Here is a 23,465-nt window from a genome sequence, read left to right on the forward strand (position 1 = left end):
ATGAACCTAAATCTCCAACGGCAGACAACGACTCAAATCAACAAATCAACGAATCAACGAATCAACCAATATTGTCGAACCTAAATCCCCAACGGCAGACAACGACTCAAATCAGCAAATCAACAAATCAACAAATCAACCAAGAATGGTGAACCTAAATCCCCAACGGCAGACAACGATTCAAATCAACGAATCAAGAAATCAACAAATCAACCAATAACCAACGAATCAACAAAACACCAAACTATTCAAAACAATCACTAAATTTGCGAACCAACTACAACAACATGTTCCAAAATACCCGCGAATACGCGCAACAACTCGATTCCCAAGACAAAATCGCACAGTATCGCGACGAATTTATTTTTCCGAAAGTGAACGACAAGCAAGTCATTTACTTCACCGGAAATTCACTCGGGCTGCAACCCAAACGCGCCAAGAAATTCGTCGACGACATCATGGATGATTGGGCGAACCTTGCCGTCGAAGGTCATTTTTATGCCCAGAAACCTTGGTGGGATTATCACGAGCGATTCGCCGATCCGTTGAGTAAAGTCGTAGGCGCGTTGCCGAGCGAAGTTGCGGTGATGAATACGCTGACGGTGAATTTGCACTTGCTAATGGTTTCGTTTTATCGCCCGACGGCAAAGCGTTTCAAAATCATCTGCGAAGAAAAAGCATTTCCGAGCGACCAATATATGTTGCAGTCGCAGGTGAAATTCCACGGTTTCGATCCGAAAGATGCGATCGTCGAAATCAAAAGGCGTGAAGGCGAACACAACATCCGACACGAAGACATTCTCGCCAAGATCGATGAGGTCGGCGATGAACTTGCACTGTTGCTCATGGGCGGAGTGAATTATTACACGGGACAGGTTTTCGACATGAAGTCGATTACTGAGTACGCACATTCAAAAGGCGCGGTCGTCGGTTGGGATTTGGCGCACGCGGCCGGAAACATCAAACTTGAGCTTCACGATTGGAACGTCGATTTCGCGGCTTGGTGTTCGTACAAATACATGAATTCGGGTCCGGGAAATGCGTCGGGTTGTTTCGTGCACGAAAAGCATCATTCCGATCCGAAACTCAATCGATTCGCCGGCTGGTGGGGACATAACAAGGAACGACGCTTCAAGATGGAGCCCGAATTCGATCCCGTGCAAGGCGCGAACGGTTGGCAAATCTCGAATCTTCCGGTAATCACGTTGGCGCCTTACTTGGCGTCGGTGGAAATGTTCGATGAGGTCGGAATGGATGCACTGATTGAAAAACGCGACAAAATCACGGCTTATTTGGAATTCATCCTGCAAGAGATCGACAAGGAAGTCGACAGCAATTTTGAAATTATCACGCCGTCAAATCCCAAAGAGCGCGCGTGCCAGTTGTCGGTTTATTTACACGGAGAGGGCCGAAACCTGTTCGATTACCTCATGAAAAATGGCGTGATCACCGATTGGCGCGAACCCAACGTAATCCGATTGGCGCCCGTGCCTTTATATTGTTCGTTTGAGGATATGTACGATTTCGGGCAGGTTTTAAAAGCAGGCATCAAATCATTGCATTAAAAAGGTAGCCGAGGATTTCATGCAAATGACGAAACAGACATTTTTGCTTTTTTTCGGAGTTGTATGCTGCACGATTTTACACCACAGCTGCAAAAAAAATCCCGACTATGAAATTATATATTGGTCGCGAACCGTTTCTCCAAAGAAATGTGGTTACGCTATGGGTTATAATCTTTCATCCGATGACAAAAAAACCGCAAAAGTGCAAGTCATGCTCATCGAGAACGCCGAAGGTTTCAAGCCCACGTTCGAATGCGACGAAATTTCCCGCATGAAACAAAAGATCGAGTTTGATCTGAAACAAGTTTTTGCCGCCCGATGTAATATCGAAATTGAAAAGATCCGATACAAGGAAAATACGACTATCGAAGATCTTCAAAATATCATGGATACGCTGGCGACCGAAGAATTAATGATGAAAAGTAATATCGCCGATGACATCAGGGACAAGAAAATTTCTGAGAAAGAAGCTTACCGGAAACATCAGGTCTATGTAGATCAGTTATTGACGAAATACGGTCAATGAGAATGTCACTGATCGTGAAATTTACTCTTCGCTGCCTTCGCCCATGTCCATTCCCAAATCATTCGGGTCGTCGTTCTCAACTTCCGCCGGTTTCGTATTCAAAGCGACTTCCGATAACGGAACGCCGCCTTTCACACCGAAATCCAACGTCCGCGTCGGGAACGGAATCGTAATCCCATTCGCGTCATACGCTTTCTTGATACGCTGAATCGCCTGGCTGCCGACTTTTGAAAACGTGCCTTGTTCGGCGCTGTCGATCCACATCCGTACGCGGAAATTTATCGAATTATCGCCGAATTCGCGAAACATGATCGTCGTGGGCTGCGTCTTCGAAATGTCCGGAATATCTTTCACGGCCTCGAGTGTCACCTGTTGCACTTTGTCAAGATCTTCGCCATAGGAAACGCCAACATCAAGGTCGAATCGACGTTTGTTGAGCGTCGTGAAATTCTCTATAGGTTTTTGGAAAACGTCCTTGTTCGGAATCGTGATCAAATGGCCTTGGAACGTCTGAACGACCGTGTCGCGCAAATTCACTTCCTTCACTTTTCCCATGAATCCGCTGATCTTCACGACGTCGCCAACCTTCAATGGCTTTCTGAACGATATGAAAATCCCCGACATGAAATTCGACGCGATGTCCTGGAACGCAAACGCGAGCGCCAATCCCAAAATACCGGCCCCGGCCAAGATCGACGTCACGGCTTTGTCGAGATTCAACACGCTAAGCGCCGTAAACAGCACGATCCCGATCGCAAAAATGTAAACGAACGTCGCGAAAAGATTGTTCAATGTCACGTTATGCGAAACCTTGGCGATTAGCTTGAGCGCGATACGCCTGAGAAATTTGGCGACATAGAAACCAAGCACGAAAATAATGGCGGCGATGGCGATGTTCGGTAAAATCCGAATGAATTCGCGTCCCCAAGTGTTGAGTTTTTCAATGAGTAAGTTCGATACGGTGTTCAAGTCGAATTCCATGCGATTGGTTTTTTTGTTGGGATTTCAAGTTACGGATGCTGTCCGGCAAATTCGTTATACAGGTTTTCGAATGACTTACATAATCTTGTGACATTGGATTCGAATAGTGACATGAATTAGTGCGCAACTATTTGATTATTTGAACGTTATGCAACACCCTGTCAGGGTCGTTTTACGTCCTCACAACTCAAATAATATCTCCAGCAAAGTTTACAGGTAATCCGCATTCTTAATCAACTCTGCCGCTTTCCTATGAATTTTTTCTCGCTCCGACGGCTTCATCTTATCAAGCTGGCTCAACATCATCGTCATGCGCGGATTGTCTTGAAAATGCGCACGCTTTTGATCGACGAAATTCCAGTACAGCGCATTGAACGGACACGCGCGTTCACCGAATTTATCTTTGACGCTGTAATGGCAACGCAGGCAATAATTGCTCATCTTGTTGATGTAACTTCCGCTGGAAACGTACGGTTTCGTAGCGATCTTGCCGCCGTCGGCCCATTGCGACATCGCACGCGTGTTGGGCTTTTCGACCCATTCGATCGCGTCGACGTAAACACCGAGATACCATTCGTCGACCTCGTTAGGATCAGAACCGACGAGCAATGCAAAATTCCCGATGACCATTAAACGTTGGATGTGATGCGCGTATGCCTCGTCGAGACTTTGCCCGATGGAATGTTTCAGACAATTCATTTTCGTCTTCGCGTCCCAATAAAACCAAGGAAGTTTTCGATGGTTTCGCAAATGATTTTCGCTTTCGAATTCAGGCATGCGCATCCAGTAATAGCCGCGCACATATTCTCTCCAACCGATAATTTGTCGGATATAGCCTTCGACTTCGTTGATCTTGACCTCGTCCTTGTGTTCGTGAAATCGCTCGAGAACCGCATCGACGACTTCCTTTGGCGAAATCATTTTGGAATTCATCGCGAACGACAAACGCGAATGGAACAAAAATTTGTCGGCCGTGTGCATCGCGTCCTGATAATCGCCGAAATGTTCAAGTAAATGGTTGCAGAAATGATGAAGCGTGCATAAACATTCGTCGCGCGTCGTTGGCCAATTGAATGCTTTCGCGTCGATGTTCCCGAAGGTTTTGATTCCGGCTTTTTCAATTTCCGATAGGATTGCTGTAACGTCATTTTCAAATAATTTCGCCTTTGGCAATTTGACCTGTCCGCTGAATTTGTTGCGGTTCGCGTGGTCGTAATTCCATTTGCCGCCACGCGGATTGTCGCCGACCATCAAGATATCGTGTTTCCTGCGCATGTGTCGATAGAAACTTTCCATGAGCAGCGATTTCTTGCCTTCGAAGAAATCTTTGAATTCGTTTCGAGTCGTATAAAAATGTTCGGTGTCGAAAGCCTCGGAGTCGATTTTGAGTTTTTTGCAGATGGATTTTAATTGTTCGTCGAGTCGGTATTCGTCGGGAAGTTGATATTCGAATTTCTCGATTTTGTGTTTTTCGATTGCGTCCGAAATGATTTGTTCAAGCTTTTGAGAATTGTGCTTGCTGTTGATTTTTAGGTAATCGACTTTGTGATTTTTCGATTTGAGTTCGCTTGCGAAGTTGCGCATCGACACGAAGAACGCGACGACTTTTTGTATGTGGTGTTTCACGTAATCGGTTTCCTGGCGCATTTCGGCCATGAGATAGATAACATCGCCATTAGGTTTTGAAAACCACGAATGGTTAATGTCGAGTTGGTCGCCTAAAAGGAGCCGAAGAGTTTTCATGCGATTTTATTTTTTGACCGACGGCATTTTTCGCTGCAATATTTCACTTCGTCCCAAACTTTTCCCCATTTTTTGCGCCATGAAAACGGCAAGTCGCAGACAGGACATATTTTGGTTGGCAGATTTTCTTTTTTGACACGCATTTTTAAAGTTAGCGATTGCATTTCGCGTTTGGAAACTGATTGTGATTTTGTTTGCGATTGTTGAATTGGAAAAAGTATGCGCGTTAGGGATGTGAGCGGATATCCTTTTTGTTTACGACGCTGAGCTTGTCGAGGCGGTAAACAAAAAGATAGAAGCGGCAGCCCGACGGCGGCTTCCCGTTTCGTCATCTAAAACCGAATTTTCAAGCCGCCGGAACGCCCAAAAAAAGCATAAAAGTCCACTTTTTAAAAAGGTAATATCCGTACTTTTACACCGCTTACGCGAAAATCAATGCAAACACCACTAAAAATCGCCGTCGTCGGTTCCGGATTGGTCGGTTCACTTTTGGCGATTTACCTCAAGAGACAAGGCCATACCGTTCACGTTTTTGATCGAAGCCCCGATATCCGAAATATCCAATTTTCGGGTCGATCGATCAATTTGGCGATGTCCACGCGCGGTTGGAAAGCCGTTGACGAAGTTGGCATCGGCGATGAGATCCGGTCGATCGCGATCGCCATGGACAAACGCGCTATCCACGTTTCGGACGCGTTGAAATTCCAGCAATACGGCAAGGAAGGCGAAAGTATCTATTCGATTTCGCGCGGAACGTTGAACCGGAAAATGATCGATCTTGCCGAAGCTGCAGGTGCTGAATTCTTCTTCGAGCAACGCATTTGGGACGTTTCGCTCGCGACCGCGACGTTGCATATAGGCGAAACTGAAAGAGGCGAGTGGACCGACTTGAAATACGACATGGTTTTTGGAGCCGACGGCGCGTTCTCTCGGATTCGTCACCGCATGCAACGCCAAAGTATGTTCAATTATTCCCAGGAATTTTTGAATACGGGTTACAAGGAGCTGAATATTCCCGCGAACGCCGACGGTACGCACAAACTCGATAAGAACTCTTTTCATATTTGGCCCAGAGGCGAATATATGTTGATCGCGCTGCCGAATCTCGACGGAAGTTTCACGTGTACGCTGTTCATGCCTTTCGAAGGCGAAAATTCGTTCGCATCGCTGACCGACCGCAAACTTGTAGAGGATTTCTTCGCGAAGAATTTCCCGGATTCGATCGACGTGATCCCGAAACTGGCCGAGGATTTCTTCAAGAATCCGACGTCGACTTTGGTCACGATGAAATGTTATCCGTGGACGTTTGAGGACAAAGTCGCTTTGATAGGCGATGCCTGCCACGCGATCGTTCCGTTTTATGGACAAGGCATGAATGCGGGATTTGAGGATATTACGGTCTTGAACGAATGCATCGAGAAATTCGGGGACGATTGGACTACGATTTTCGCCGAATACCAAAAGTCACGCAAACCGAACGCCGATGCGATCGCCGAACTTTCATGGCGCAATTTCATGGAAATGTCATCGAGTGTCGCCGACGAGAAATTCCTGTTGCAGAAGAAAATCGAGAAACGTTTCTCAGAGAAATATCCCGACAAATGGTTGCCGTTGTACAGCCGCGTGACGTTCAGCCACAGGCCGTATTCGGAAGCACTCGCTATCGGCGACAAACAAAAAGCGATCATGGATCAGGTGATGCAGTTGGACGGAATTGAAAATAAATGGGATAGTGAGGAAGTGGAGAGGAAGATTTTTGAATACTTGTCGTAATTTTTTGTTTCGGGTTTAGAGTTTAGGGTTAACGCAAAACTCTAAACCCGAAACAAAATTATTCAACCGGTTTCTTACTCGGCGTATCCATCAAAACCCTCAAAGTCGAATCGTTCGTAAAATAACTGAACGCCCAATTCACGAAAATGAGCAATCGGTTCTTGATGCTCAGGATCAACATCAGGTGGACGAACATCCACGTGAACCAAGCCAATCTTCCCTGAAAACTGAATTGTGGCAAGTCGACGACGGCTTTTCGTTTCCCGATCGTCGCCATCGAACCCTTGTCGTGGTATTCGAAAGGTTTGAGCATCACGCCTTTTGAGAGTCGGATGAAATTCTTGGCCAACATTTCAGCCTGTTCGTTCGCGACGGCGGCCAATTGCGGATGTCCTTTCGGGAATTTATTGGTTTCCATGTACGCGATGTCGCCGATCGCATAGACGTCTTTGAGATTCTGCAATTCATTCTGTCGGTTCACGACGAGTCTATTGCCGCGCGCGTAATTGTCCTCGGGGATTCCTTCGAGTTTCACGCCCGAGATTCCCGCGGCCCAGATCACGTTTTCGCTTTTTATGGTTTCACCGCTTTTGAGTTTCACGGTCACGCCGTCGTAGGAATCGAGAAGTGTTTCAGTCTTAACGATCACGCCGAGGTCTTCGAGGTATTTTCGTGAGTATTTCTTCGAATCGTCGCTCATCGCGTTGAGGACATTGGGCAAACCTTCGAGCAGATACACTTTGAGTTTTGAGAAATCCTTGTCGGGATAATCGCGCGGCAAAACATTCTTTTTCATTTCCGACAAAGCGCCCGCGAGTTCGACCCCGGTCGGGCCGGCACCGACGACGACGAAAGTCAACAACGCGTCGAGTTCTTCGGGTTTGGCGATGATCGCGTCTTCAAACGTCTGTAGGATTCGGTTACGCAGCTGGATGGCTTCCGGCACGGATTTCATCGGGTAGGCGTGTTTCGCGAGTTCCTGATTTCCGAAATAATTCGTTTCGCAACCGTTCGCGATAACCAGATAATCGTATTCGTAGTCGCCGATCGACGTGTGCAATTTCTTATTCTGGGTATCGATATTTTCAACTTTTGCAACTCGGACATGCACGTTCTTGCAATATTGGAAAACCTTTCGCAACGGAAACGAGATGCTCGAAGGTTCCAATCGCGCGGTCGCGACCTGGTACATCAAAGGCTGGAATTGATGGTAATTGTGTTTGTCGAAGATCCAGATATCGTAATCGGACTTCTTTAAATGTTGCGCGAGCGTAAGTCCCGCGAATCCCGCGCCTACAATGGCAATGCGCTTTCTATTTCCCATGTCGTCGTTATTGGTATTTAAAGTTACCGAATAAAAACCGTCGGGATTTTGGGATTAACGTTTCTTAAAGACACATTGGGAAGCGAAATCGATTACGTTTGTCGTTTGATTATTTTTTCAACCTCATTCCGTTTTGCGTGGTCACTTTTGCGAAGTAAATGCCGTTCGACTTGTTAGAGATGTCGATCTGCGTAGTTGCCGACTGCGCTTCCCTAAAGGTGTTTCACAATGATTTCGGTTTGGTCTTACAACAAGCAAATAGATTTTCCCCCTCGGGTTGCGCGTTATTTCTTGAAAATAAAGTACACGGCCAACACCAAAAAGCAAAATCCCACGGCGTGATTCCATTTGAATGTCTCGTTTTTGAAAAATAGCAACGAGAAAATAACGAAAACTACAAGCGTAATCACTTCCTGGATGACTTTCAATTGCATGAGCGAAAAAGGGCCGCCGTTTTCCTTGAATCCGATGCGGTTTGCAGGCACCTGGAAGAAATATTCGAATAGTGCCAATCCCCAACTGATGAATACGATGGCGATTAATCCCGCCGATTCGAACCATTTCCATTCCTTGAATTTCAAATGGCCGTACCACGCCAAGGTCATGAAGATGTTCGACAACACGAGCAATCCAATCGTGAGAAATCCTTTCATTTTATTTCTTGAACAGTTTAGACAACACGCCGAACGCGCCCCTGATAAAAGTAGCGCTCGTCAATACTTTTACAACCGACTTCGTAATTTGTCCAGTTTGATCCGACGATTGCTTTTGTTGTTGTTCGGCTTGCTTTTGTTCGACTTTTGCTTGCTCAGCCTGTTGTTTGGCCGCTTCGGCTTGTTGCTTCTGCTGGGTTGCGGCGGTCTCGGCTTCCTGGATTTTCTTGTTGAGCAATTCGTAGGCGCTTTCCCGATCTACCAATTCGTTGTATTTCCTGACGAGTTTGGATTTGTCGTTTATGGCTTTGATCTCGTCGTCGGTGAGCACATCCATGCGGCTTTGTGGCGCGCGCATCATCGTGGCGGCGAGCGGGGTCGGGATTCCTTTTTCGTTGAGCGCCGTGACGAGCGCCTCTCCGATTCCGAGGCTTGTGAGCAATTCGTCGGTTTTGTAGAAGGCTGACGTCGGGTAATTGTCGGCCGTTTGTTTGATTGCCTGTCGGTCGTTCGCGGTGAATGCCCTTAATGCGTGCTGGATTTTCAGACCTAGTTGGGCGAGCACGCCGTTCGGAATGTCCATCGGATTTTGGGTGATGAAATAGATGCCGATGCCTTTCGATCGGATCAATTTTACAATCGTCTCAATCTGCTCCAGAAGTGCCTTGCTCGCCTCGTTGAAAATCAAGTGCGCCTCGTCTATAAAAATGACGAGTTCGGGTTGGCCCGAGTCGCCTTGTTCGGGCATCTGTTGGTAGATTTCGGCAAGCAGGCTGAGCATGAAAGTCGAGAATAATTTCGGTTTGTCCTGGATGTCGTTGAGTCGTAGCACGTTTACATAACCGCGTCCGTTTTCGTCGATTCGCATGAGGTCGGAAATCTCGAAACTCAATTCCCCGAAGAAAATATCGCCGCCCTGCTGTTCGACCTCGATGATTTTTCGTAGGATTGTTCCTGTGGTTGCAGTCGAGATTTTGCCGTAGTTTTCTTCGATTTCGTCTTTTCCTTCCTCGGTAATGTAGTTAAGGACTTTCTTAATGTCTTTTAGGTCGAGTAACGCAAGTTGGTTGTCGTCGCAATATTTGAAGATGATTGACACGACCCCGGCCTGGACGTCGTTGAGGTTTAGGATGCGCGAAAAAAGAACCGGTCCGAATTCTGAGACCGTTGCCCTTAATCGGACACCATTTTGATCCGACAGCGTCATGAGTTCCACAGGAAAAGCCGATGGCGTGAATGGAAGACCGATTTTCGCGTGACGTTCCTCTATAAAAGGTTGTTCGACGCCTGCCTGAGCGATTCCACTGAAGTCGCCCTTTATGTCCATCATGAGTACGGGAATCCCGAAAGCCGACAATTGTTCCGATAACACCTGGATCGTTTTGGTCTTTCCGGTTCCCGTTGCGCCCGCGATCAATCCGTGGCGGTTTAAGGTCTTCAACGGGATTTTAATGTGTGCTTCCGGTAACGCTTCGCCGTCGAGCATTGCCGCGCCCAATGTCAGGCTTTCTCCTTTTGAGGTGTAGCCGTCGGTTATGACTTTTATGAAATCGTCTTTTGTAGGCATATTTTTATGTTTTGTTGGTCTGTTTGTTTGATTTCGGAAAGTTATGAATTTAGGAAATAGACGGTTATATTTTTTTTTCATGGCCGACCCAACCTTTTAACAAAAAATAACATCTTGTGAGATACTATCTCAATCGTTTGCACGTTAGGTACGGCAACGGTTTTGGGCAGATTAAATTAATGCTAAGAATGTGAAAAAAAGTTTTTTTATTTGACGTAAAAAATTAAATTTGCCTCTTATGGTTTTACCATAAAATTAAAAAACTAATAAGATAATTATTAAAAACTAAAAATTGAAAAAATGGCAAACGCTAAGAAACAAAGTAGTTCAAACGGAGGAAGTGCCTTCTCTGCGATCACTATCGTTGTATGTATTTTTATTGGCTGGGTAATCTGGCAGTTCATCATGGGTAACGGTTCTAACTTTGAAGGTGGAACAAATGAAGGTCACCCACTACCAGGTAACTATCTTGCAATGGTATACAAAGGTGGTCCGATCGTACCAGTCCTAATGGGTCTACTTTTAATGGTGGTGGTTTTCTCGATAGAGCGTTTCATGGTTATTGGTAAAGCTGCAGGAAAAGGAAATCTTGACACTTTCATGAATAATGTTCAAGGTCACATCAAATCAGGTGATATCGATGGCGCTATTGCTGCTTGTGACAAACAACAAGGTTCGGTTGCAAATGCAATCAAAGCTGCACTGGTAAAATACCAAGAAGTTAAGAAAGAAGGTTTGAACAGCGAAGAAGCTGCTGAGACGATCCACAAGGAAATTGAAGAAGCTACTTCACTTGAAATGCCAATGCTAGAGAAAAACCTTACAATCCTTTCGACTCTTGTATCGCTTGGTACACTTGCGGGTCTATTGGGTACGGTAACGGGTATGATCAAGGCGTTCGGTGCGTTGGCGACAGCAGGTACTCCTGACCAGGCTTTGCTTGCGAACGGTATCTCGGAAGCGCTTATCAACACGGCTACAGGAATCTCGACTTCGGCTTTGGCAATCGTTACTTACAACTTGTTTACTTCTAAAATCGATACGCTTACATATTCTATTGACGAAGCTGGTTCGACAATCGTGAGCACGTACAGAAGATTCAGAGGTTCTCTAAAAAACTAATACTAATTATAAGATTATTCCCGTTTTTTATAACGTGACCGATCTATAATCATAAAACTATATGGCTAAAGTAAAAATGAGTAAGAAGGCGACGAGCATCGACATGACAGCGATGTGTGACGTAGCTTTCCTTTTGCTCACGTTCTTTATCCTTACCGCAACCGCAAAGCAGCCGGAACCACTTCCGGTAGATACGCCAAGCTCAACTGTTCAAACCAAGTTGCCTGACAGCGATTTGGCTACGATTACGATCGGACAGGGAGGTAAAGTGTTTTTTGGAATTGCAGGAAGGGATTTGAGAGTGGAGGCATTGAACTCTATGAGCAGGCAATACAAGGTTTCTTTCACTCCAGAAGAGATCGAGAAGTTTGCGCTTATTGAGAATTTCGGTGCGCCAATCGAGAACTTGAAGCAAGTGATAAACATGAAAAGTAGCGATAGAAACAAAGCGGGCATCCAACCTGGAGTTCCAAAGGATTCGCTTAACAATCAGCTAGCCGACTGGATTCAATTTGCCCGTCGTGCAACGATAGATTTGCATCAAAAAGAATTGTCGATAGCAATCAAAGGCGATGCGAAGGAAGAATATCCGCAGATCAAAAAGGTTATGGATATCCTACAGGATCAAAAGGTTAACAGCTTCAACTTGGTAACCGGTCTACGCGGTGAAGATTTTTAATTTAAACAACACGAAATGGCTGAATTAAATACCGGCGACGGCGGAGGAAAGAAAGGCTCCAAGAAAGTCCGCAGTAAAAAACTGAATTCAAAGGTCGACCTTACGGCGATGGTGGATTTGGCGTTCTTGCTGATCACTTTCTTCATGCTTACGACCTCGCTCTCAAAACCTCAATCGATGGATTTGAGCTTGCCGGACAAAGACGACGATCCTACGAAAAACAAGGATGTTAAAGTCGATGAAAACCGTACGATGACTTTGCTTTTGGGCGATAATAACCAAGTGAAATACTACATGGGAATTTTGAATACGCCAATGGCTCCAAAAGATATCGCTTACGGAAAGGCTGGACTTCGCGCTGAGGTAATCAAGCAAAAGAAGAAGGTCCAGGAATATACAGGAGATCCTAAAAAAGGGCTCATTGTGATCATCAAACCAAGCAAGAAATCAAATTATAAGAATTTGGTCGATGTCTTGGATGAAATGGCGATATCCGACGTTCCGACTTATGCGATCGTCGATATCCTTCCGGAAGAGGTTAAAATATTAGAAGGTAACGCCGCTGCGGCTCCCGCTGCACCAGCTGCCCAGTAACCTAAAGAAACTAAACAAATGAAACTGGATTTATTAAAACACGGATGGCTGGATATAGTTTTCGAAGGGCGAAATAAGCTCTACGGCGCTTATCAGTTACGCAAGGAAAATCCTAAAACGACCATGATGGCTCTCATCATGGGTGGTTTGGTATTCGCTTTCTTGGTTAGCACGCCGCTTTTGGCGAAGTTGCTTCCTGAGAAATCGGATTCAGATGAAAACCTTGACAAGAAAATCGTAGCGATCAAGCTTCCCCCGAAAAAGGAAATTCCTAAAGACTTGCCGCCGCCTCCACCGCCACCTCCAAAAATCGATCAGGTGAAATTCGTTAAGCCTGTCGTTGCGAAAGCTGAAGAGGTAGTCGAGGAACCGCCAAAAATCAAGGAGATTGAAAACAAAAAAGTAGGTGACGAGAACATCAAAGGTGATCCTGACGCCGAACTTACTGTTGAACCGGTTGGAAACGGTCCTAAAGATGTCGTAGAAGAAGACAACACGATCTACAACTCTGCAGGTATCGAGGTAAAACCTGAATTCCCGGGCGGAATCGGGAAGTTCTACAAATTCGTAACCGATAACTTCAGAACTCCTGACGATACTCCGGGTGGGCGTATGGTTGTCTCTTTCGTAGTTGAGAAAGACGGCTCGCTTACAGATATCAAAGTTGTTCGCGACGTTGGTTACGGGACGAAAGAAGAAGCGATCCGTACACTTAAAAAGTCACCTCGCTGGTCTCCGGCTGAGCAAAACGGTAAAAAAGTGCGTTGTACGTTTACGTTGCCAATTACCATTCAGGCTCCAGAATAACGATATGACAAACGGTTATATGAAAAAGAAGAAATCGCCGAAAGAGCGATTTCTTCTCGTTATAGGGATTCTGTTCTTTTTGGTTTACCTGTTCATGGGCTTGGCTATCATCTTTTATGACAAGCTGCCGTTGGGCATGGAATATAAATACCGCGTTGCGTTAGGGTCGTTGCTTATCGTGTATGCATTCATACGATTTGTAAGGCTACTTAAATCTGAAAACACACAAGATGAGTAAAAAAATTGTACCTATCGTGGCTCTTTTCGGCGTCTTTTTTTTGTTCATGTGCAACAGAAAATCCGAGGCCGGTCCTGCAAACGAAACGATATTGACGGGAGAAACGTCGATGTTGGTCGATGAAACATTATCGCCAATAGTTGAAGACGTGCTCGCTGTTTTCGAAAGCCAGTATAACGCGAAAATAAACCTGATTCCAAAATCCGAGAATGAAGCACTTCAATCATTCTTTAAAGATTCGGCCAAAGTGATCATCATGTCGCGCGATTTGAACGCCGAAGAAAAAAAGTTCTTCGATTCAAAAAAGCGTTATCCGAAATCCACAAAATTCGCCACCGACGCAATCGCACTTATCGGTTCGAAAGGAAATGACTCGATCGTCGCGCTTCAGGATGTCGTGGATTTCATGAAAGGAAAATCGGTCAGCGGAATTAAGGGAATGGTTTTCGACAATCCGAATTCAGGTACGGTCCGCTTCATGAACGAACTCTCAGGGATTTCAGCACTGCCCGAGAAAAACGTGTATTCATTCAAGACGAATTCGGAAGTCATAAAATTCGTTTCCGAAAATCCGGGAATGATTGGCGTAGTCGGCATAAATTGGGTATTGCAACCCACTCAAGAATTAGAAAGTTATCTTAAAAAAATCAATGTTCTTAGTGTAAAAGGTCTTTCAAGTGTTAAATTTGTTTCTCCCACGCAAAACAACCTTGCTGAAGGAACTTACCCATTGGCACGTGATTTGTATATCGTCAACGCCCAAGGGTACGAAGGTCTTGGAATGGGGTTCGCCTCATTCATAGCCGGAGAGCGTGGACAGCGAATCATTCTTAAGTCAGGTTTGCTTCCGGTGCGGATTCCCTCGAGAAAAATTGTAATCAAGAAAGAAGAAAAAACACAATAGTAACATAAAACTCTAAAAATGAACAAGCCTAAAATTTTCAGTATAGCTTTTGTTGCTCTTGCATCTGTTACGGCGCTTCAGGCGCAGGATGTCGAGCAGGCCAAGAAAGCCATCGATGCTGAACAATACGAAAAAGCCAAAACCATGTTGAAAGCCGCAGTCCAGGCGAAACCAACCGATGGACGTGCCGCTTTCCTACTTGGGAAAGTATATTTAAAACAAGACATCGAGGATTCAGCTAAAGTCGTATTCCAAAAAGGGATTACAGCCAAAGACGACGGTAATTTAAACTACATCGGTCTTGGCCAATTGGATCTCAATGCAGGAAATACAAGCGCAGCCCAATCTAATTTCACGACGTCTTTGAAGGACATCAAGAAAAAAGACACTGAAGAATATATCTTCATCGCGCGCGCTTATATGGATGCCGATAAACCTGATTATAAAAGCGCCTTGTCGACTTTGGAAAAAGCAAAACTCGCCAATCCACAAGATCCGCAAGTACAACTGGCTTTGGGCGACGCATATTACGGTGAAAAAAATCAAAACGATGCGTATGTCGCATATAGGACTGCGGTACAGGCTGATCCATCATTGATCCGCGCGAAAATGCAACAAGGTGTACTTCTGAAAGGTGCTCGCGCGTTTACTGAAGCTGTAAAAGCTTACGAAACCGTTCTTGGAGCGAATCCAAATTACGGTCCTGTGTATCGTGAAATGGCCGAAACCTATTATTTGTGGGGTAATGCCGAACCGAAAAAATACACCGAGTACATTCAAAAAGCCCTCGGTTACTACGAAAAATACATGAGCCTTACCGATTACTCGCTTGCTTCACGTATGCGTCACGCCGACTTCTTGATCCTTGCAAAAGATTACAAGGCATTGGAAGCCGAAGCGCAAAAGATGCAACAGCTTGATAAAGTGAACCCGCGTATCATGCGTTATTTGGGATATTCGGCTTACGAGAACGGAAACACCGACGTGGCGATCCAATCGCTCGATGCATTCATCAAGAACCCTGCAAACAAAGTAATCGCACGTGATTACATGTATTTAGGTTTGGCGAAATTGAAAAAGGCGTCAGGAAACGCTCCTGCTGCGACCGGTACCGAAACAGCGACAGCGGCTCCTGTGGTCGACGCGACGCTTTTCAACGCCGGTGTTGCCGACATCAAGAAATCAGTTGAGATGGAAAGTACGATGACGTATGACTTGAGCGAACTCGGTAAAAGATTCTTCGACCAGAAATTGTTCAAGGAAGCCGCAGCGATCTACGAAATCGCGGTGACGAACGAACAGTCTAAAAATTATACGCAGGATTTGTTCTATTACGGTTATGCGATCTACTACGCCAACAATACTAAAAATGGCAAGCCGAATCCTGAGCAAGTCCACAAGGCGATCGATGCTTTTGCAAAAGTATATGGATCTTCACCGACAACACAGGATGCTTACTTGTTCAAAGCCCGCGCACACAGTTTGCTTGACGAGAATACTGAAATGGCAAAAAGTTATGAGGATTACATTCGCGTCGTAACTGAAAAAGGCGCTGAAGAACTAGCTAAGGAAGCCACGAAAAAGAAATTGGTCGAGGCCAACAACAACATCGGAGCGTTTTATATAGCTTCTGGCGACAAGGCAAAAGCCAAAGAATATTTCAACAAGACGTTGGCGATCCAACCTGGAGAAACCTTCGCGACCGAAGCGCTTAAACAAAAATAAGCCTGAAACAATAATTGAAACCGACGGGAAACTGTCGGTTTTTTTTTGCCCCGACGCAACCAAATGAATTGATTATCTTTGCACTTTATTTTAGAAATGCTGACACAAGACGTACAACAACTTGTTGGGAAAGGTGAGATGCTTCCGCTCATGGAAGAATTCTACACCATTCAGGGAGAAGGATATCACACGGGAACCGCCGCGTACTTCATTCGCGTGGGCGGATGCGACGTTGGTTGCCATTGGTGTGACGTGAAAGAAAGTTGGAATGCCGATCTGCATCCGCCGACGCATGTCGATCACATCGTAGGGAACGCGAGCAAATTCGCCGATACGGTCGTCGTGACCGGAGGCGAGCCGTTGACCTGGGATATGTCGATGCTCACGTTGAAACTCAAGGAAAAAAATATGCGCATCCATATCGAAACATCGGGCGCTTATGAATTGTCGGGGAGTTGGGATTGGATCACGCTGTCGCCCAAGAAAACCAAACTGCCGACCCAATCGGTTTACGACGCTGCCGATGAGCTAAAATGCATCATCTTCAACAAGCACGATTTCATTTTCGCCGAAGAACAAGCGCAGAGAGTGAATCCAAACGCGATCCTGTTTTTGCAACCTGAATGGAGCAAACGCGATGAAATGACGCCGCTTATCGTCGATTACGTAATGAACAACCCGAAATGGAGAATCTCATTGCAGACGCACAAATACCTTAACATCCCATAAAGCCAAAAACACAATCCCGATTCGTTCGGGATTTTTTATTTTTACGGAATATGAAACAACATTTCCTTCTCGATCCGAAAATTGTCTATCTCAATCACGGTTCATTCGGTGCTTGCCCGAAGCCGATTTTCGACGATTATCAATATTGGCAACGATTGCTGGAATTCGAACCGGTCCAATTCGTGTTCAAAAAAGGTCCCGAACAACTCAGGAAATCAAAACAAGCGCTCGCCAAATTCCTGAATTGCGATGCCGCCGATTTCTTTTTCACGCCGAATCCGACGTTCGCGATCAACACGATCATGCACAGTCTCGATTTAAAACCCGGAGACGAAATCCTCGCAACCGACAACGAATACGGCGCGATGGACCGAACCTGGAATTTCTACACCAGGAAAACCGGAGCGAAATACGTTCGCGCAAACATCTCATTGCCGATAGTTTCGAAAGAAAAATTGCTCGAAGAGTTCTGGAAAGGTTATTCACCCAACACGAAAGTCATTTTCCTGAACCAAATTTCAAGCGCAACCGCGTTGATTTTCCCCGCGAAGGAAATTTGCGACCGAGCCAGGGAGTTAGGTTTGATCACGATCGTGGACGGCGCTCATGTTCCGGGCCATATCGATTTGGATTTGACCGATCTCAACGCGGATTTCTACACGGGAACGCTACACAAATGGATGTTCGCCCCGAAAGGTTGTTCATTTTTGCACGTCAACAAGAAATTTCAGGACATGCTCGATCCGTTGGTCGTGAGTTGGGGTTACGAAAGCGATGCTCCCGGTGAAAGCCGGTTTCTGGATTACCACGAACAACAGGGAACGCGCGATATCTCGGCATTTTTGACCGCGCCCGCGGCAATTGAGTTTCTGGAAAGCATCGACTGGAGAGCAAGAGCGAAAGAATGTCGCCAATTGATCTTAGATAATTACCAACGTTTTTGCGACCTGCTCGGCACGGAACCGATTTGCCCGATTACCGAAGAATTCCTCGCGCAAATGTGCAGTATTCCGATGCCGACGACGAACGCGGTTGAATTGAAGGAACTGCTTTTCTCGAAATACGACATAGAAATCCCGATCATGAATCTCAACGGGAATTTCTACATCCGAATTTCTACACAGATTTACGTGACACAGAACGATATCGATCTTTTGTACGCCGCGCTTACTGATATTATCCAAAACACCGATTTGATTCAGGCGACAAAATCCTAGCCCGGATGGAAGCGGAAAGCCTTTCTTGTACAAAAATCGCAATTTTGCCAGCGCGCGACAGCGACCAACGGAAGCTCGCCGCGTGCCGGCAAAATAGATTTTTTACAGAAAGCTTGCAGCGAACAGCCGGAACATGCTTCTAAAAATCAGAGGAATAATGTGGCGAGATAATCGAAATGCTCGCCTTCAACAACCAATTCGCATTGCAAACCGTTCGCGTGTGCCGCATTTTGTAACGTGTTGTAGTCGAGGTACAGCCAATCGAACGAATCTTCTTGCTCGCCTTTGTACGACAAATCGAAAGTAAGTTCGCCGTAATAACCGCTTGCGGGAATCAGGTACGCGCCGTCGTCGTCCTGGTCGAACATATAGATGATGTCGGACGAATCGATGAAAATTTGCCCGCCCGGGTTCAATAAAGAATTAAGTTTTTGAAGGTATTTCGAAATGTTTTCGAGGCGACCGAAAATTCCCGTGCCGTTCATGAGCAGCAAAATCGTGTCGAAAGTTTCGCCTTCAAAATCCAATACGTTCCTGACTTCGACTTTTTTCACGCCACGCATTTCGCAGGCTTTTACCGCACTTGCCGAAATGTCGATCGCCGTAACGTCGAGTTTTTTCTCGTTTTGGAGATGCAACGCGTGGCTTCCGGCGCCGCAACCGACGTCGAGCACTTTTCCCGTGGCAAGCGCGAGTGCCTTCTTCTCAATCTTCGGCATTTCCTTGTACGACCTGAAAAGCCACGCGACCGACATCTCGTCGGGATCTGAAATCGAGGTTTCGGTAATTAGATCCTGAGGGGAATTTTTGGTTTGGTAGTCGAGGATGGCGCGGCCGAAAAGGTCTTTCATGAGTTGTTCATTTGATTTTTGTTCATTTGTTCATTTGAATTCTCGCGTTCAGCTCATCGTAATTGAATCAAAAGTATTTCTTGAATTTGTATTCAAATGAACGAACAACAAAGAACAAATGAACAATTGATTACTTTTGCCCCATGGACGATTTCCTAAAACAACTTCCCGGGCTTGCCAAAGATAAGCATATCGAAAACAAGAAGTATTTCGATAAGCTCAGGAAAAAGCCGCCCAAGAATCTCGACTACGTGATGCAGGATCTTCACGATGCCGAGTTCAGGAAAACCGACTGCCTAACGTGCGCGAATTGTTGCAAGACGACCGGACCGTTGTTCACTGACGCCGACGTCGAGCGCATTTCAAAACATTTCCGAATGAAGCCGCAGCAATTCATTTCACAATACCTGCGCATCGATGAAGACAATGACTACGTGCTTCAAAGCGTGCCGTGCCATTTCTTGGATTCCGAAAATTACTGCATGATTTACGACGTCCGACCAAAAGCCTGTCGCGAATTTCCGCACACCGACCGAAAGAAATTTCAGCAGATCACGAATATCACTTTGAAAAATATTCCGATTTGTCCGGCAACGTATAGGATTGTGGAGGAAATGAAGAAAAGGCTTCCGTTGTAGCTTTAGGCTTTAAGCTATAGGCTGTAGGCTTTGTTTATCGCAGATATAAAATCCAAAAGCAATAAGCAAAAATCTTCGCGCCTTCGCTTTTCGTGGCAAGTATTAGGTTTGTTTGCATAAGAATTCAGTTTCAATTCACGGCAAAACTTTGTGACTTAGCGCCTTCGTGCCTTCGTGGCAAAAAAACATTCACGTTTTCCCAAAAAAAAGCCTCCATCAGGAGGCGAATTCTAAACGAATAAATAATCGTCGGCTACGACCAAATGATCGGTCTTTCGTCCGCCGACCGCGTTAACGAGATAATCAATCCCGCGCCCGATGTATTCGATGATTTTTTCTACCCATTCTTTTGCCTTGTGAAAAAGTTCGATGCCTTTGTCAATGTACGAATTGATCACTTCGATGATGCGTTGCAATTCATCCATATAGCCTAAAAGTAGTTGAGCCCTTTCCATAGTGTTGCGATTTGTGTTGTTTTCCGACCAAAATTATCGTTTCACTAAAATAGCCATTCAGCGCTGAACATTACTCAGTAAATCTCATAAACTTTTCTTATTTTTTTAAATTCCTCTATGCCTGGCTGCCAGCTCGCGCGGATCTCATCTTCTGACAGTCCGGACTCGATTTGGCTCTGCAGCTTGCGCGTTCCGGCAAGCAACGTGAAGTAAGAGATAAAGAATTTCGACTTGTCCTGGGTTTCATTGTAGGCTTTTATGAGCCATTTGAGTTCAATGCGATTCAAACGACTGATTTTCGACAAATCCTCGCCGCAGCAAATTTTACCGTTGTGAGGCGGATCTTTGGCACCTTCGTTCGGCAATGGCAGGAATTCGTACGTCATCGTACGCAAAAACGGAGATCCGTAAATCTGGAACTGCTTTGTCGTGCCGCGCCCGATGCTGACGTTCGTGCCCTCGAAAAAGCAAAGGCTCGGATAAAGGTTGATCGCTTGGTCGTTGGGCAAGTTGGGCGACGGTTTCACGGGCAAGCTATACGGCATCGTGCGTCGGTAATTCTCGCAAGGCACGATTTTGACATCGCATTGGATGCTGTCTTTGAGCCACTTTTCCCCGTTGATCATGAGCGCGTATTCTCCGATGGTCATGCCGTGAAGCACGGGAATCGGATGCATGCCCACGAAACTCTTGTGTTCAGGTTCCAACGTCGGGCCGTCGACCGTGTAGCCGTTGGGGTTCGGTCGGTCAAGGATAATCAATTCGATCTTGTTCTCGGCGCAGGCTTCCATCACGTAATGAAGCGTCGATATATAGGTATAAAATCGCGTGCCGACATCTTGCAGATCGAAAAGCATCACGTCGATTCCTTGTAGTTGTTCGGCCGACGGCTTTTTGTTGTTGCCGTAAATCGAGATGATCGGAATTCCGGTTTTCACGTCTTTTCCGTCGACGATGTCTTCGCCTGCATCGGCCGTTCCTCGGAAACCGTGTTCGGGCGCATAAATCTTGTCGAGGTTGACCTTCGTTTTGCGTTTCAGGTAATCGACGATGTGCATCGTTTTGGTAACCGTGGCTTCCCGATGCGTGAGTTCGAGCGAGTCTGGCAGCGAGAAGATCGAATCGTATGAGATCAATCCCGTTTGGTTGGTCACGATTCCGACTCTTCGGTCGGCAATGATGTCCAGGTAACTCGAAGTATTGTCGGCGCCCGTCATGAACTTCAACGGCCTGATCTTGCTCTTGATGGTTTTTTTCTCAGGCGCTGAAAATGCAACGACCTTTGCCTGGGGCGTTTTACACGAAACCGCGATTGCCAGTAAAATTCCGACCAGTGAAAGTCGTTTTGAAAAAAGCAATGGTGTCCGCAATGATGCCGGGAGTGAATGAAGCATTATAAATTCGTGTGATAAATTGGTTTGTAGGCCTGAAATCGTATTGAAAACTGTATTTTTGGAATCCGCAACCCAGACTAAAACGACTTTGAATTTAGAATATTTCATCGCCAAAAGACTGATTACCGCCAAAGGCCGTAAAAGTACTATTTCGGCACCAATAATAAAAATCGCGATTTCGGCTATTGCCATCAGCATGGTCATGATGATCGTGTCGGTTGCGACGGGAATCGGCTTGCAGCAGAAGATCCGAGAGAAGGTTTCGGCGTTCAACGGCCATATCATCATTTCAAATTACGACGACAATCAGTCCGAAGTCAGCGTCAAACCCATTTCAACGAAGCAGGATTTTTATCCGAAGTTCACATCGGTTCAGGGAATCCGACACATTCAGGCCGTTGCGAGTAAAGCGGGAATCATTCGTACGGCCGATGCTTTTGAAGGCATCATCTTCAAAGGCGTCGGGAAAGATTACGAATGGACAAACATGAAAGACTTCCTTATTTCAGGACGTTTGCCCAACCTGAACGGCAAGCTCAACGACGAAGTGCTCATTTCCCAATATCTCGCCGAACGACTCAAACTCAAAACCGGCGATCGGTTCAACACGTTCTTCATGAAAGAAGGTCAGGGCAATCCGAAACCGAATCTGCGTGTGTTTCACATCGTCGGAATCTACAATTCAGGCCTGCAGGAATTTGATGCGGCTTATTTGCTGGGCGACATTCGGCATTTACAGCGCATCAACAAATGGAAGCCCGACGAGGTCGGTTCGTTCGAGGTTTTCGTGAAGGACTTCAACTCGATCGAGGCCAAAGGCAAGGAAGTCTACGAGAACACGTTCAATGCCGCCGATCCCGCCGACGCGCTCGACACCAAGACCATCATCGAGAAATACTACTATATATTCGACTGGCTCAAGCTTTTCGACTTTAATATTATAGTGATCCTCGTCGTCATGATCGCGGTCGCTACAATTAATATGGTCGTCGCGCTTCTCGTATTGATTTTGGAGCGCACCCAAATGATTGGGATTCTCAAATCCATCGGGGCCGCGAATTGGAGCGTGCGCAAAGTGTTTTTGTACAACGCCGCGTATTTGATCGCTCGCGGTTTGTTTTGGGGAAACCTTATCGGGCTTGGATTGGTGTTTTTGCAGCAGCAGTTCGGTTTGGTGAAACTTAACCCTCAGAATTATTACGTGACTGAGGCGCCCGTGTATTTTAGCTTCGGATACATTTTGTTGCTGAATGCGGGAACCATGCTCATTTGCCTGATCGTATTATTGGTGCCGTCCTATATCATCACTAAAATCTCACCGGTTCGCGCCATCCGTTTCGAATGATAGAAATCGCCCGAAATCCAAATGACTATATATTGTATCGTCGCCTCGATCGTGAACTTGTGCTGATCGTGCAGGATTCGGCGGGGATCTTTGAATTCGAGTACATTCTTAACTCGGGCGAAAAATATTCCTTTGAAAGCCACGGTGACCAAATGTTGGGTTTGCTGGCGCAGCGCGTTCGCGACGAAGAGGCGCGATTTTAATTTGGGCGTGCCGGCGGCTTTGGCGTTGGGCGTCTTCCGATGTGTTTTTGGCAAGCCGCCGTCGGGCTGACCCGTTCCAATCTGTCTTTTGCCGTCCGCTATACTATATATGGAGAAACATCCGCCGCGGCAAAAGACAGGATTTCCACTCGCATCCCTCACGCGGCCGCAAACCCTGGAAAAAACTTTCACCTGCAAAACGCATCGTTCCAGCGCGTTGCGAAAAACACGAAAAAAACTTTGCCGAAACGCTTGCGGGAGTCAAAAAGCGGTGTACTTTTGCACCCGCATTGACAGCGAAGTTCCTTTGAAATAGTGAAAGTAAAAAAAGAGGCGAAAAAAGTTTTGCCGTTAGGGGCAGGGTTGTTATCTTTGCCGTCCGGTTTTTCCGGAAAACGTTCAGGACGCATCTTTTTTACTGGAAATCAAGCG

24 protein-coding genes and 1 pseudogene are annotated in these 23,465 nt (G+C 46.0%); 15 read left to right on the forward strand and 10 right to left on the reverse strand.

The window, feature by feature from the left end:
- The first annotated feature begins 287 nt into the window (after positions 1-287).
- Both kynU and EOO50_RS09755 read left to right on the forward strand, forming a co-directional pair.
- Positions 288-1,565: a kynureninase gene (kynU, locus tag EOO50_RS09750; RefSeq protein ID WP_290839623.1), complete on the forward strand. Its 1,278-nt coding sequence runs from the start codon at positions 288-290 to the stop codon at positions 1,563-1,565.
- Between the two features lie 160 nt (positions 1,566-1,725).
- The gene (locus tag EOO50_RS09755) at positions 1,726-2,091 is read left to right on the forward strand and encodes a hypothetical protein (protein ID WP_290839625.1); all 366 of its coding nucleotides are present in this window, start codon (positions 1,726-1,728) and stop codon (positions 2,089-2,091) included.
- 21 nt (positions 2,092-2,112) lie between these two features.
- Here the strand turns inward: EOO50_RS09755 and EOO50_RS09760 are convergent, their stop codons facing one another.
- The 3 genes from EOO50_RS09760 to EOO50_RS09770 form a co-directional block, all read right to left on the reverse strand.
- Positions 2,113-3,072 (reverse strand): mechanosensitive ion channel, encoded by a 960-nt coding sequence (locus EOO50_RS09760; RefSeq protein ID WP_290839627.1) that lies wholly within the window; start codon positions 3,070-3,072, stop codon positions 2,113-2,115.
- Positions 3,073-3,282: 210 nt separating this feature from the next.
- Entirely contained in the window at positions 3,283-4,815 is a 1,533-nt protein-coding gene (locus EOO50_RS09765) for a cryptochrome/photolyase family protein (RefSeq protein ID WP_290839629.1), read from the reverse strand.
- A complete protein-coding gene (locus EOO50_RS09770; protein ID WP_290839666.1) occupies positions 4,812-4,958 on the reverse strand; it encodes a DUF2256 domain-containing protein in 147 nt (48 codons plus the stop codon). Before EOO50_RS09770 ends, EOO50_RS09765 begins: the two co-directional genes overlap by 4 nt.
- A gap of 292 nt (positions 4,959-5,250) precedes the next feature.
- Here EOO50_RS09770 and EOO50_RS09775 point away from each other — a divergent pair, with 292 nt between their 5' ends.
- The gene (locus EOO50_RS09775) at positions 5,251-6,588 is read left to right on the forward strand and encodes an NAD(P)/FAD-dependent oxidoreductase (protein ID WP_290839631.1); all 1,338 of its coding nucleotides are present in this window, start codon (positions 5,251-5,253) and stop codon (positions 6,586-6,588) included.
- Between the two features lie 58 nt (positions 6,589-6,646).
- Here EOO50_RS09775 and EOO50_RS09780 read toward each other — a convergent pair whose 3' ends face one another.
- The 4 genes and pseudogenes from EOO50_RS09780 to EOO50_RS09790 form a co-directional block, all read right to left on the reverse strand.
- Entirely contained in the window at positions 6,647-7,912 is a 1,266-nt protein-coding gene (locus EOO50_RS09780; RefSeq protein WP_290839632.1) for an NAD(P)/FAD-dependent oxidoreductase, read from the reverse strand.
- A gap of 109 nt (positions 7,913-8,021) precedes the next feature.
- Positions 8,022-8,111, reverse strand: a pseudogene (locus EOO50_RS17710) (hypothetical protein); the annotation flags it as partial.
- Between the two features lie 85 nt (positions 8,112-8,196).
- Entirely contained in the window at positions 8,197-8,565 is a 369-nt protein-coding gene (locus EOO50_RS09785) for a DMT family protein (protein WP_290839634.1), read from the reverse strand.
- Between the two features lies 1 nt (position 8,566).
- A complete protein-coding gene (locus tag EOO50_RS09790) occupies positions 8,567-10,132 on the reverse strand; it encodes a helicase HerA-like domain-containing protein (RefSeq protein WP_290839636.1) in 1,566 nt (521 codons plus the stop codon).
- Positions 10,133-10,432: 300 nt separating this feature from the next.
- On the opposite strand from EOO50_RS09790, the gene EOO50_RS09795 reads away from it, so the two are divergent.
- The 9 genes from EOO50_RS09795 (at position 10,433) to EOO50_RS09835 (ending at position 18,147) form a co-directional block, all read left to right on the forward strand.
- Positions 10,433-11,254, forward strand: coding sequence for a MotA/TolQ/ExbB proton channel family protein (locus EOO50_RS09795; RefSeq protein ID WP_290839638.1), 822 nt, complete (start codon positions 10,433-10,435; stop codon positions 11,252-11,254).
- Positions 11,255-11,315: 61 nt separating this feature from the next.
- Entirely contained in the window at positions 11,316-11,933 is a 618-nt protein-coding gene (locus tag EOO50_RS09800) for a biopolymer transporter ExbD (protein ID WP_290839640.1), read from the forward strand.
- A gap of 15 nt (positions 11,934-11,948) precedes the next feature.
- Entirely contained in the window at positions 11,949-12,527 is a 579-nt protein-coding gene (locus EOO50_RS09805) for a biopolymer transporter ExbD (RefSeq protein ID WP_290839642.1), read from the forward strand.
- 18 nt (positions 12,528-12,545) lie between these two features.
- Positions 12,546-13,334: an energy transducer TonB gene (locus EOO50_RS09810; RefSeq protein WP_290839644.1), complete on the forward strand. Its 789-nt coding sequence runs from the start codon at positions 12,546-12,548 to the stop codon at positions 13,332-13,334.
- A 19-nt stretch (positions 13,335-13,353) separates the two neighbouring features.
- Complete coding sequence (locus EOO50_RS09815) at positions 13,354-13,572, forward strand: hypothetical protein (RefSeq protein WP_290839646.1); 219 nt, start codon at positions 13,354-13,356, stop codon at positions 13,570-13,572.
- Entirely contained in the window at positions 13,565-14,476 is a 912-nt protein-coding gene (locus tag EOO50_RS09820; protein WP_290839648.1) for a substrate-binding domain-containing protein, read from the forward strand. Before EOO50_RS09815 ends, EOO50_RS09820 begins: the two co-directional genes overlap by 8 nt.
- An 18-nt stretch (positions 14,477-14,494) precedes the next feature.
- Positions 14,495-16,201: a tetratricopeptide repeat protein gene (locus EOO50_RS09825; protein ID WP_290839650.1), complete on the forward strand. Its 1,707-nt coding sequence runs from the start codon at positions 14,495-14,497 to the stop codon at positions 16,199-16,201.
- Between the two features lie 96 nt (positions 16,202-16,297).
- A complete protein-coding gene (locus tag EOO50_RS09830; RefSeq protein ID WP_290839652.1) occupies positions 16,298-16,930 on the forward strand; it encodes a 7-carboxy-7-deazaguanine synthase QueE in 633 nt (210 codons plus the stop codon).
- Positions 16,931-16,980: 50 nt separating this feature from the next.
- Positions 16,981-18,147: an aminotransferase class V-fold PLP-dependent enzyme gene (locus tag EOO50_RS09835; RefSeq protein ID WP_290839654.1), complete on the forward strand. Its 1,167-nt coding sequence runs from the start codon at positions 16,981-16,983 to the stop codon at positions 18,145-18,147.
- Between the two features lie 146 nt (positions 18,148-18,293).
- Here EOO50_RS09835 and EOO50_RS09840 read toward each other — a convergent pair whose 3' ends face one another.
- On the reverse strand, positions 18,294-18,998 hold the full coding sequence (locus EOO50_RS09840; RefSeq protein WP_290839656.1) for a class I SAM-dependent methyltransferase: 705 nt from the start codon (positions 18,996-18,998) through the stop codon (positions 18,294-18,296).
- A 143-nt stretch (positions 18,999-19,141) separates the two neighbouring features.
- Here EOO50_RS09840 and EOO50_RS09845 point away from each other — a divergent pair, with 143 nt between their 5' ends.
- A complete protein-coding gene (locus EOO50_RS09845) occupies positions 19,142-19,636 on the forward strand; it encodes a YkgJ family cysteine cluster protein (RefSeq protein WP_290839658.1) in 495 nt (164 codons plus the stop codon).
- A 230-nt stretch (positions 19,637-19,866) separates the two neighbouring features.
- Here EOO50_RS09845 and EOO50_RS09850 read toward each other — a convergent pair whose 3' ends face one another.
- Complete coding sequence (locus EOO50_RS09850) at positions 19,867-20,091, reverse strand: hypothetical protein (protein ID WP_290839660.1); 225 nt, start codon at positions 20,089-20,091, stop codon at positions 19,867-19,869.
- Positions 20,092-20,165: 74 nt separating this feature from the next.
- Positions 20,166-21,485 (reverse strand): DUF1343 domain-containing protein, encoded by a 1,320-nt coding sequence (locus tag EOO50_RS09855; RefSeq protein ID WP_290839662.1) that lies wholly within the window; start codon positions 21,483-21,485, stop codon positions 20,166-20,168.
- 88 nt (positions 21,486-21,573) lie between these two features.
- Here EOO50_RS09855 and EOO50_RS09860 point away from each other — a divergent pair, with 88 nt between their 5' ends.
- Both EOO50_RS09860 and EOO50_RS09865 read left to right on the forward strand, forming a co-directional pair.
- Entirely contained in the window at positions 21,574-22,830 is a 1,257-nt protein-coding gene (locus EOO50_RS09860) for an FtsX-like permease family protein (RefSeq protein WP_290839668.1), read from the forward strand.
- Positions 22,827-23,033: a hypothetical protein gene (locus EOO50_RS09865; protein ID WP_290839664.1), complete on the forward strand. Its 207-nt coding sequence runs from the start codon at positions 22,827-22,829 to the stop codon at positions 23,031-23,033. Before EOO50_RS09860 ends, EOO50_RS09865 begins: the two co-directional genes overlap by 4 nt.
- The last annotated feature ends 432 nt before the right edge of the window (positions 23,034-23,465 follow it).

Source organism: Flavobacterium sp. (assembly GCF_004211145.1).
In the GTDB taxonomy this organism is placed as follows: Bacteria; Bacteroidota; Bacteroidia; order Flavobacteriales; family Flavobacteriaceae; genus Flavobacterium.

Excerpts from the sequence above, each read along its gene's own strand:
- kynU (WP_290839623.1), top strand. The coding sequence starts at position 288 with ATGTTCCAAAATACCCGCGAATACGCGCAACAACTCGATTCCCAAGAC.
- EOO50_RS09755 (WP_290839625.1), top strand. The coding sequence starts at position 1,726 with ATGGGTTATAATCTTTCATCCGATGACAAAAAAACCGCAAAAGTGCAA.
- EOO50_RS09760 (WP_290839627.1), bottom strand. The coding sequence starts at position 3,072 with ATGGAATTCGACTTGAACACCGTATCGAACTTACTCATTGAAAAACTC.
- EOO50_RS09765 (WP_290839629.1), bottom strand. The coding sequence starts at position 4,815 with ATGAAAACTCTTCGGCTCCTTTTAGGCGACCAACTCGACATTAACCAT.
- EOO50_RS09770 (WP_290839666.1), bottom strand. The coding sequence starts at position 4,958 with ATGCGTGTCAAAAAAGAAAATCTGCCAACCAAAATATGTCCTGTCTGC.
- EOO50_RS09775 (WP_290839631.1), top strand. The coding sequence starts at position 5,251 with ATGCAAACACCACTAAAAATCGCCGTCGTCGGTTCCGGATTGGTCGGT.
- EOO50_RS09780 (WP_290839632.1), bottom strand. The coding sequence starts at position 7,912 with ATGGGAAATAGAAAGCGCATTGCCATTGTAGGCGCGGGATTCGCGGGA.
- EOO50_RS09785 (WP_290839634.1), bottom strand. The coding sequence starts at position 8,565 with ATGAAAGGATTTCTCACGATTGGATTGCTCGTGTTGTCGAACATCTTC.
- EOO50_RS09790 (WP_290839636.1), bottom strand. The coding sequence starts at position 10,132 with ATGCCTACAAAAGACGATTTCATAAAAGTCATAACCGACGGCTACACC.
- EOO50_RS09795 (WP_290839638.1), top strand. The coding sequence starts at position 10,433 with ATGGCAAACGCTAAGAAACAAAGTAGTTCAAACGGAGGAAGTGCCTTC.
- EOO50_RS09800 (WP_290839640.1), top strand. The coding sequence starts at position 11,316 with ATGGCTAAAGTAAAAATGAGTAAGAAGGCGACGAGCATCGACATGACA.
- EOO50_RS09805 (WP_290839642.1), top strand. The coding sequence starts at position 11,949 with ATGGCTGAATTAAATACCGGCGACGGCGGAGGAAAGAAAGGCTCCAAG.
- EOO50_RS09810 (WP_290839644.1), top strand. The coding sequence starts at position 12,546 with ATGAAACTGGATTTATTAAAACACGGATGGCTGGATATAGTTTTCGAA.
- EOO50_RS09815 (WP_290839646.1), top strand. The coding sequence starts at position 13,354 with ATGAAAAAGAAGAAATCGCCGAAAGAGCGATTTCTTCTCGTTATAGGG.
- EOO50_RS09820 (WP_290839648.1), top strand. The coding sequence starts at position 13,565 with ATGAGTAAAAAAATTGTACCTATCGTGGCTCTTTTCGGCGTCTTTTTT.
- EOO50_RS09825 (WP_290839650.1), top strand. The coding sequence starts at position 14,495 with ATGAACAAGCCTAAAATTTTCAGTATAGCTTTTGTTGCTCTTGCATCT.
- EOO50_RS09830 (WP_290839652.1), top strand. The coding sequence starts at position 16,298 with ATGCTGACACAAGACGTACAACAACTTGTTGGGAAAGGTGAGATGCTT.
- EOO50_RS09835 (WP_290839654.1), top strand. The coding sequence starts at position 16,981 with ATGAAACAACATTTCCTTCTCGATCCGAAAATTGTCTATCTCAATCAC.
- EOO50_RS09840 (WP_290839656.1), bottom strand. The coding sequence starts at position 18,998 with ATGAAAGACCTTTTCGGCCGCGCCATCCTCGACTACCAAACCAAAAAT.
- EOO50_RS09845 (WP_290839658.1), top strand. The coding sequence starts at position 19,142 with ATGGACGATTTCCTAAAACAACTTCCCGGGCTTGCCAAAGATAAGCAT.
- EOO50_RS09850 (WP_290839660.1), bottom strand. The coding sequence starts at position 20,091 with ATGGAAAGGGCTCAACTACTTTTAGGCTATATGGATGAATTGCAACGC.
- EOO50_RS09855 (WP_290839662.1), bottom strand. The coding sequence starts at position 21,485 with ATGCTTCATTCACTCCCGGCATCATTGCGGACACCATTGCTTTTTTCA.
- EOO50_RS09865 (WP_290839664.1), top strand. The coding sequence starts at position 22,827 with ATGATAGAAATCGCCCGAAATCCAAATGACTATATATTGTATCGTCGC.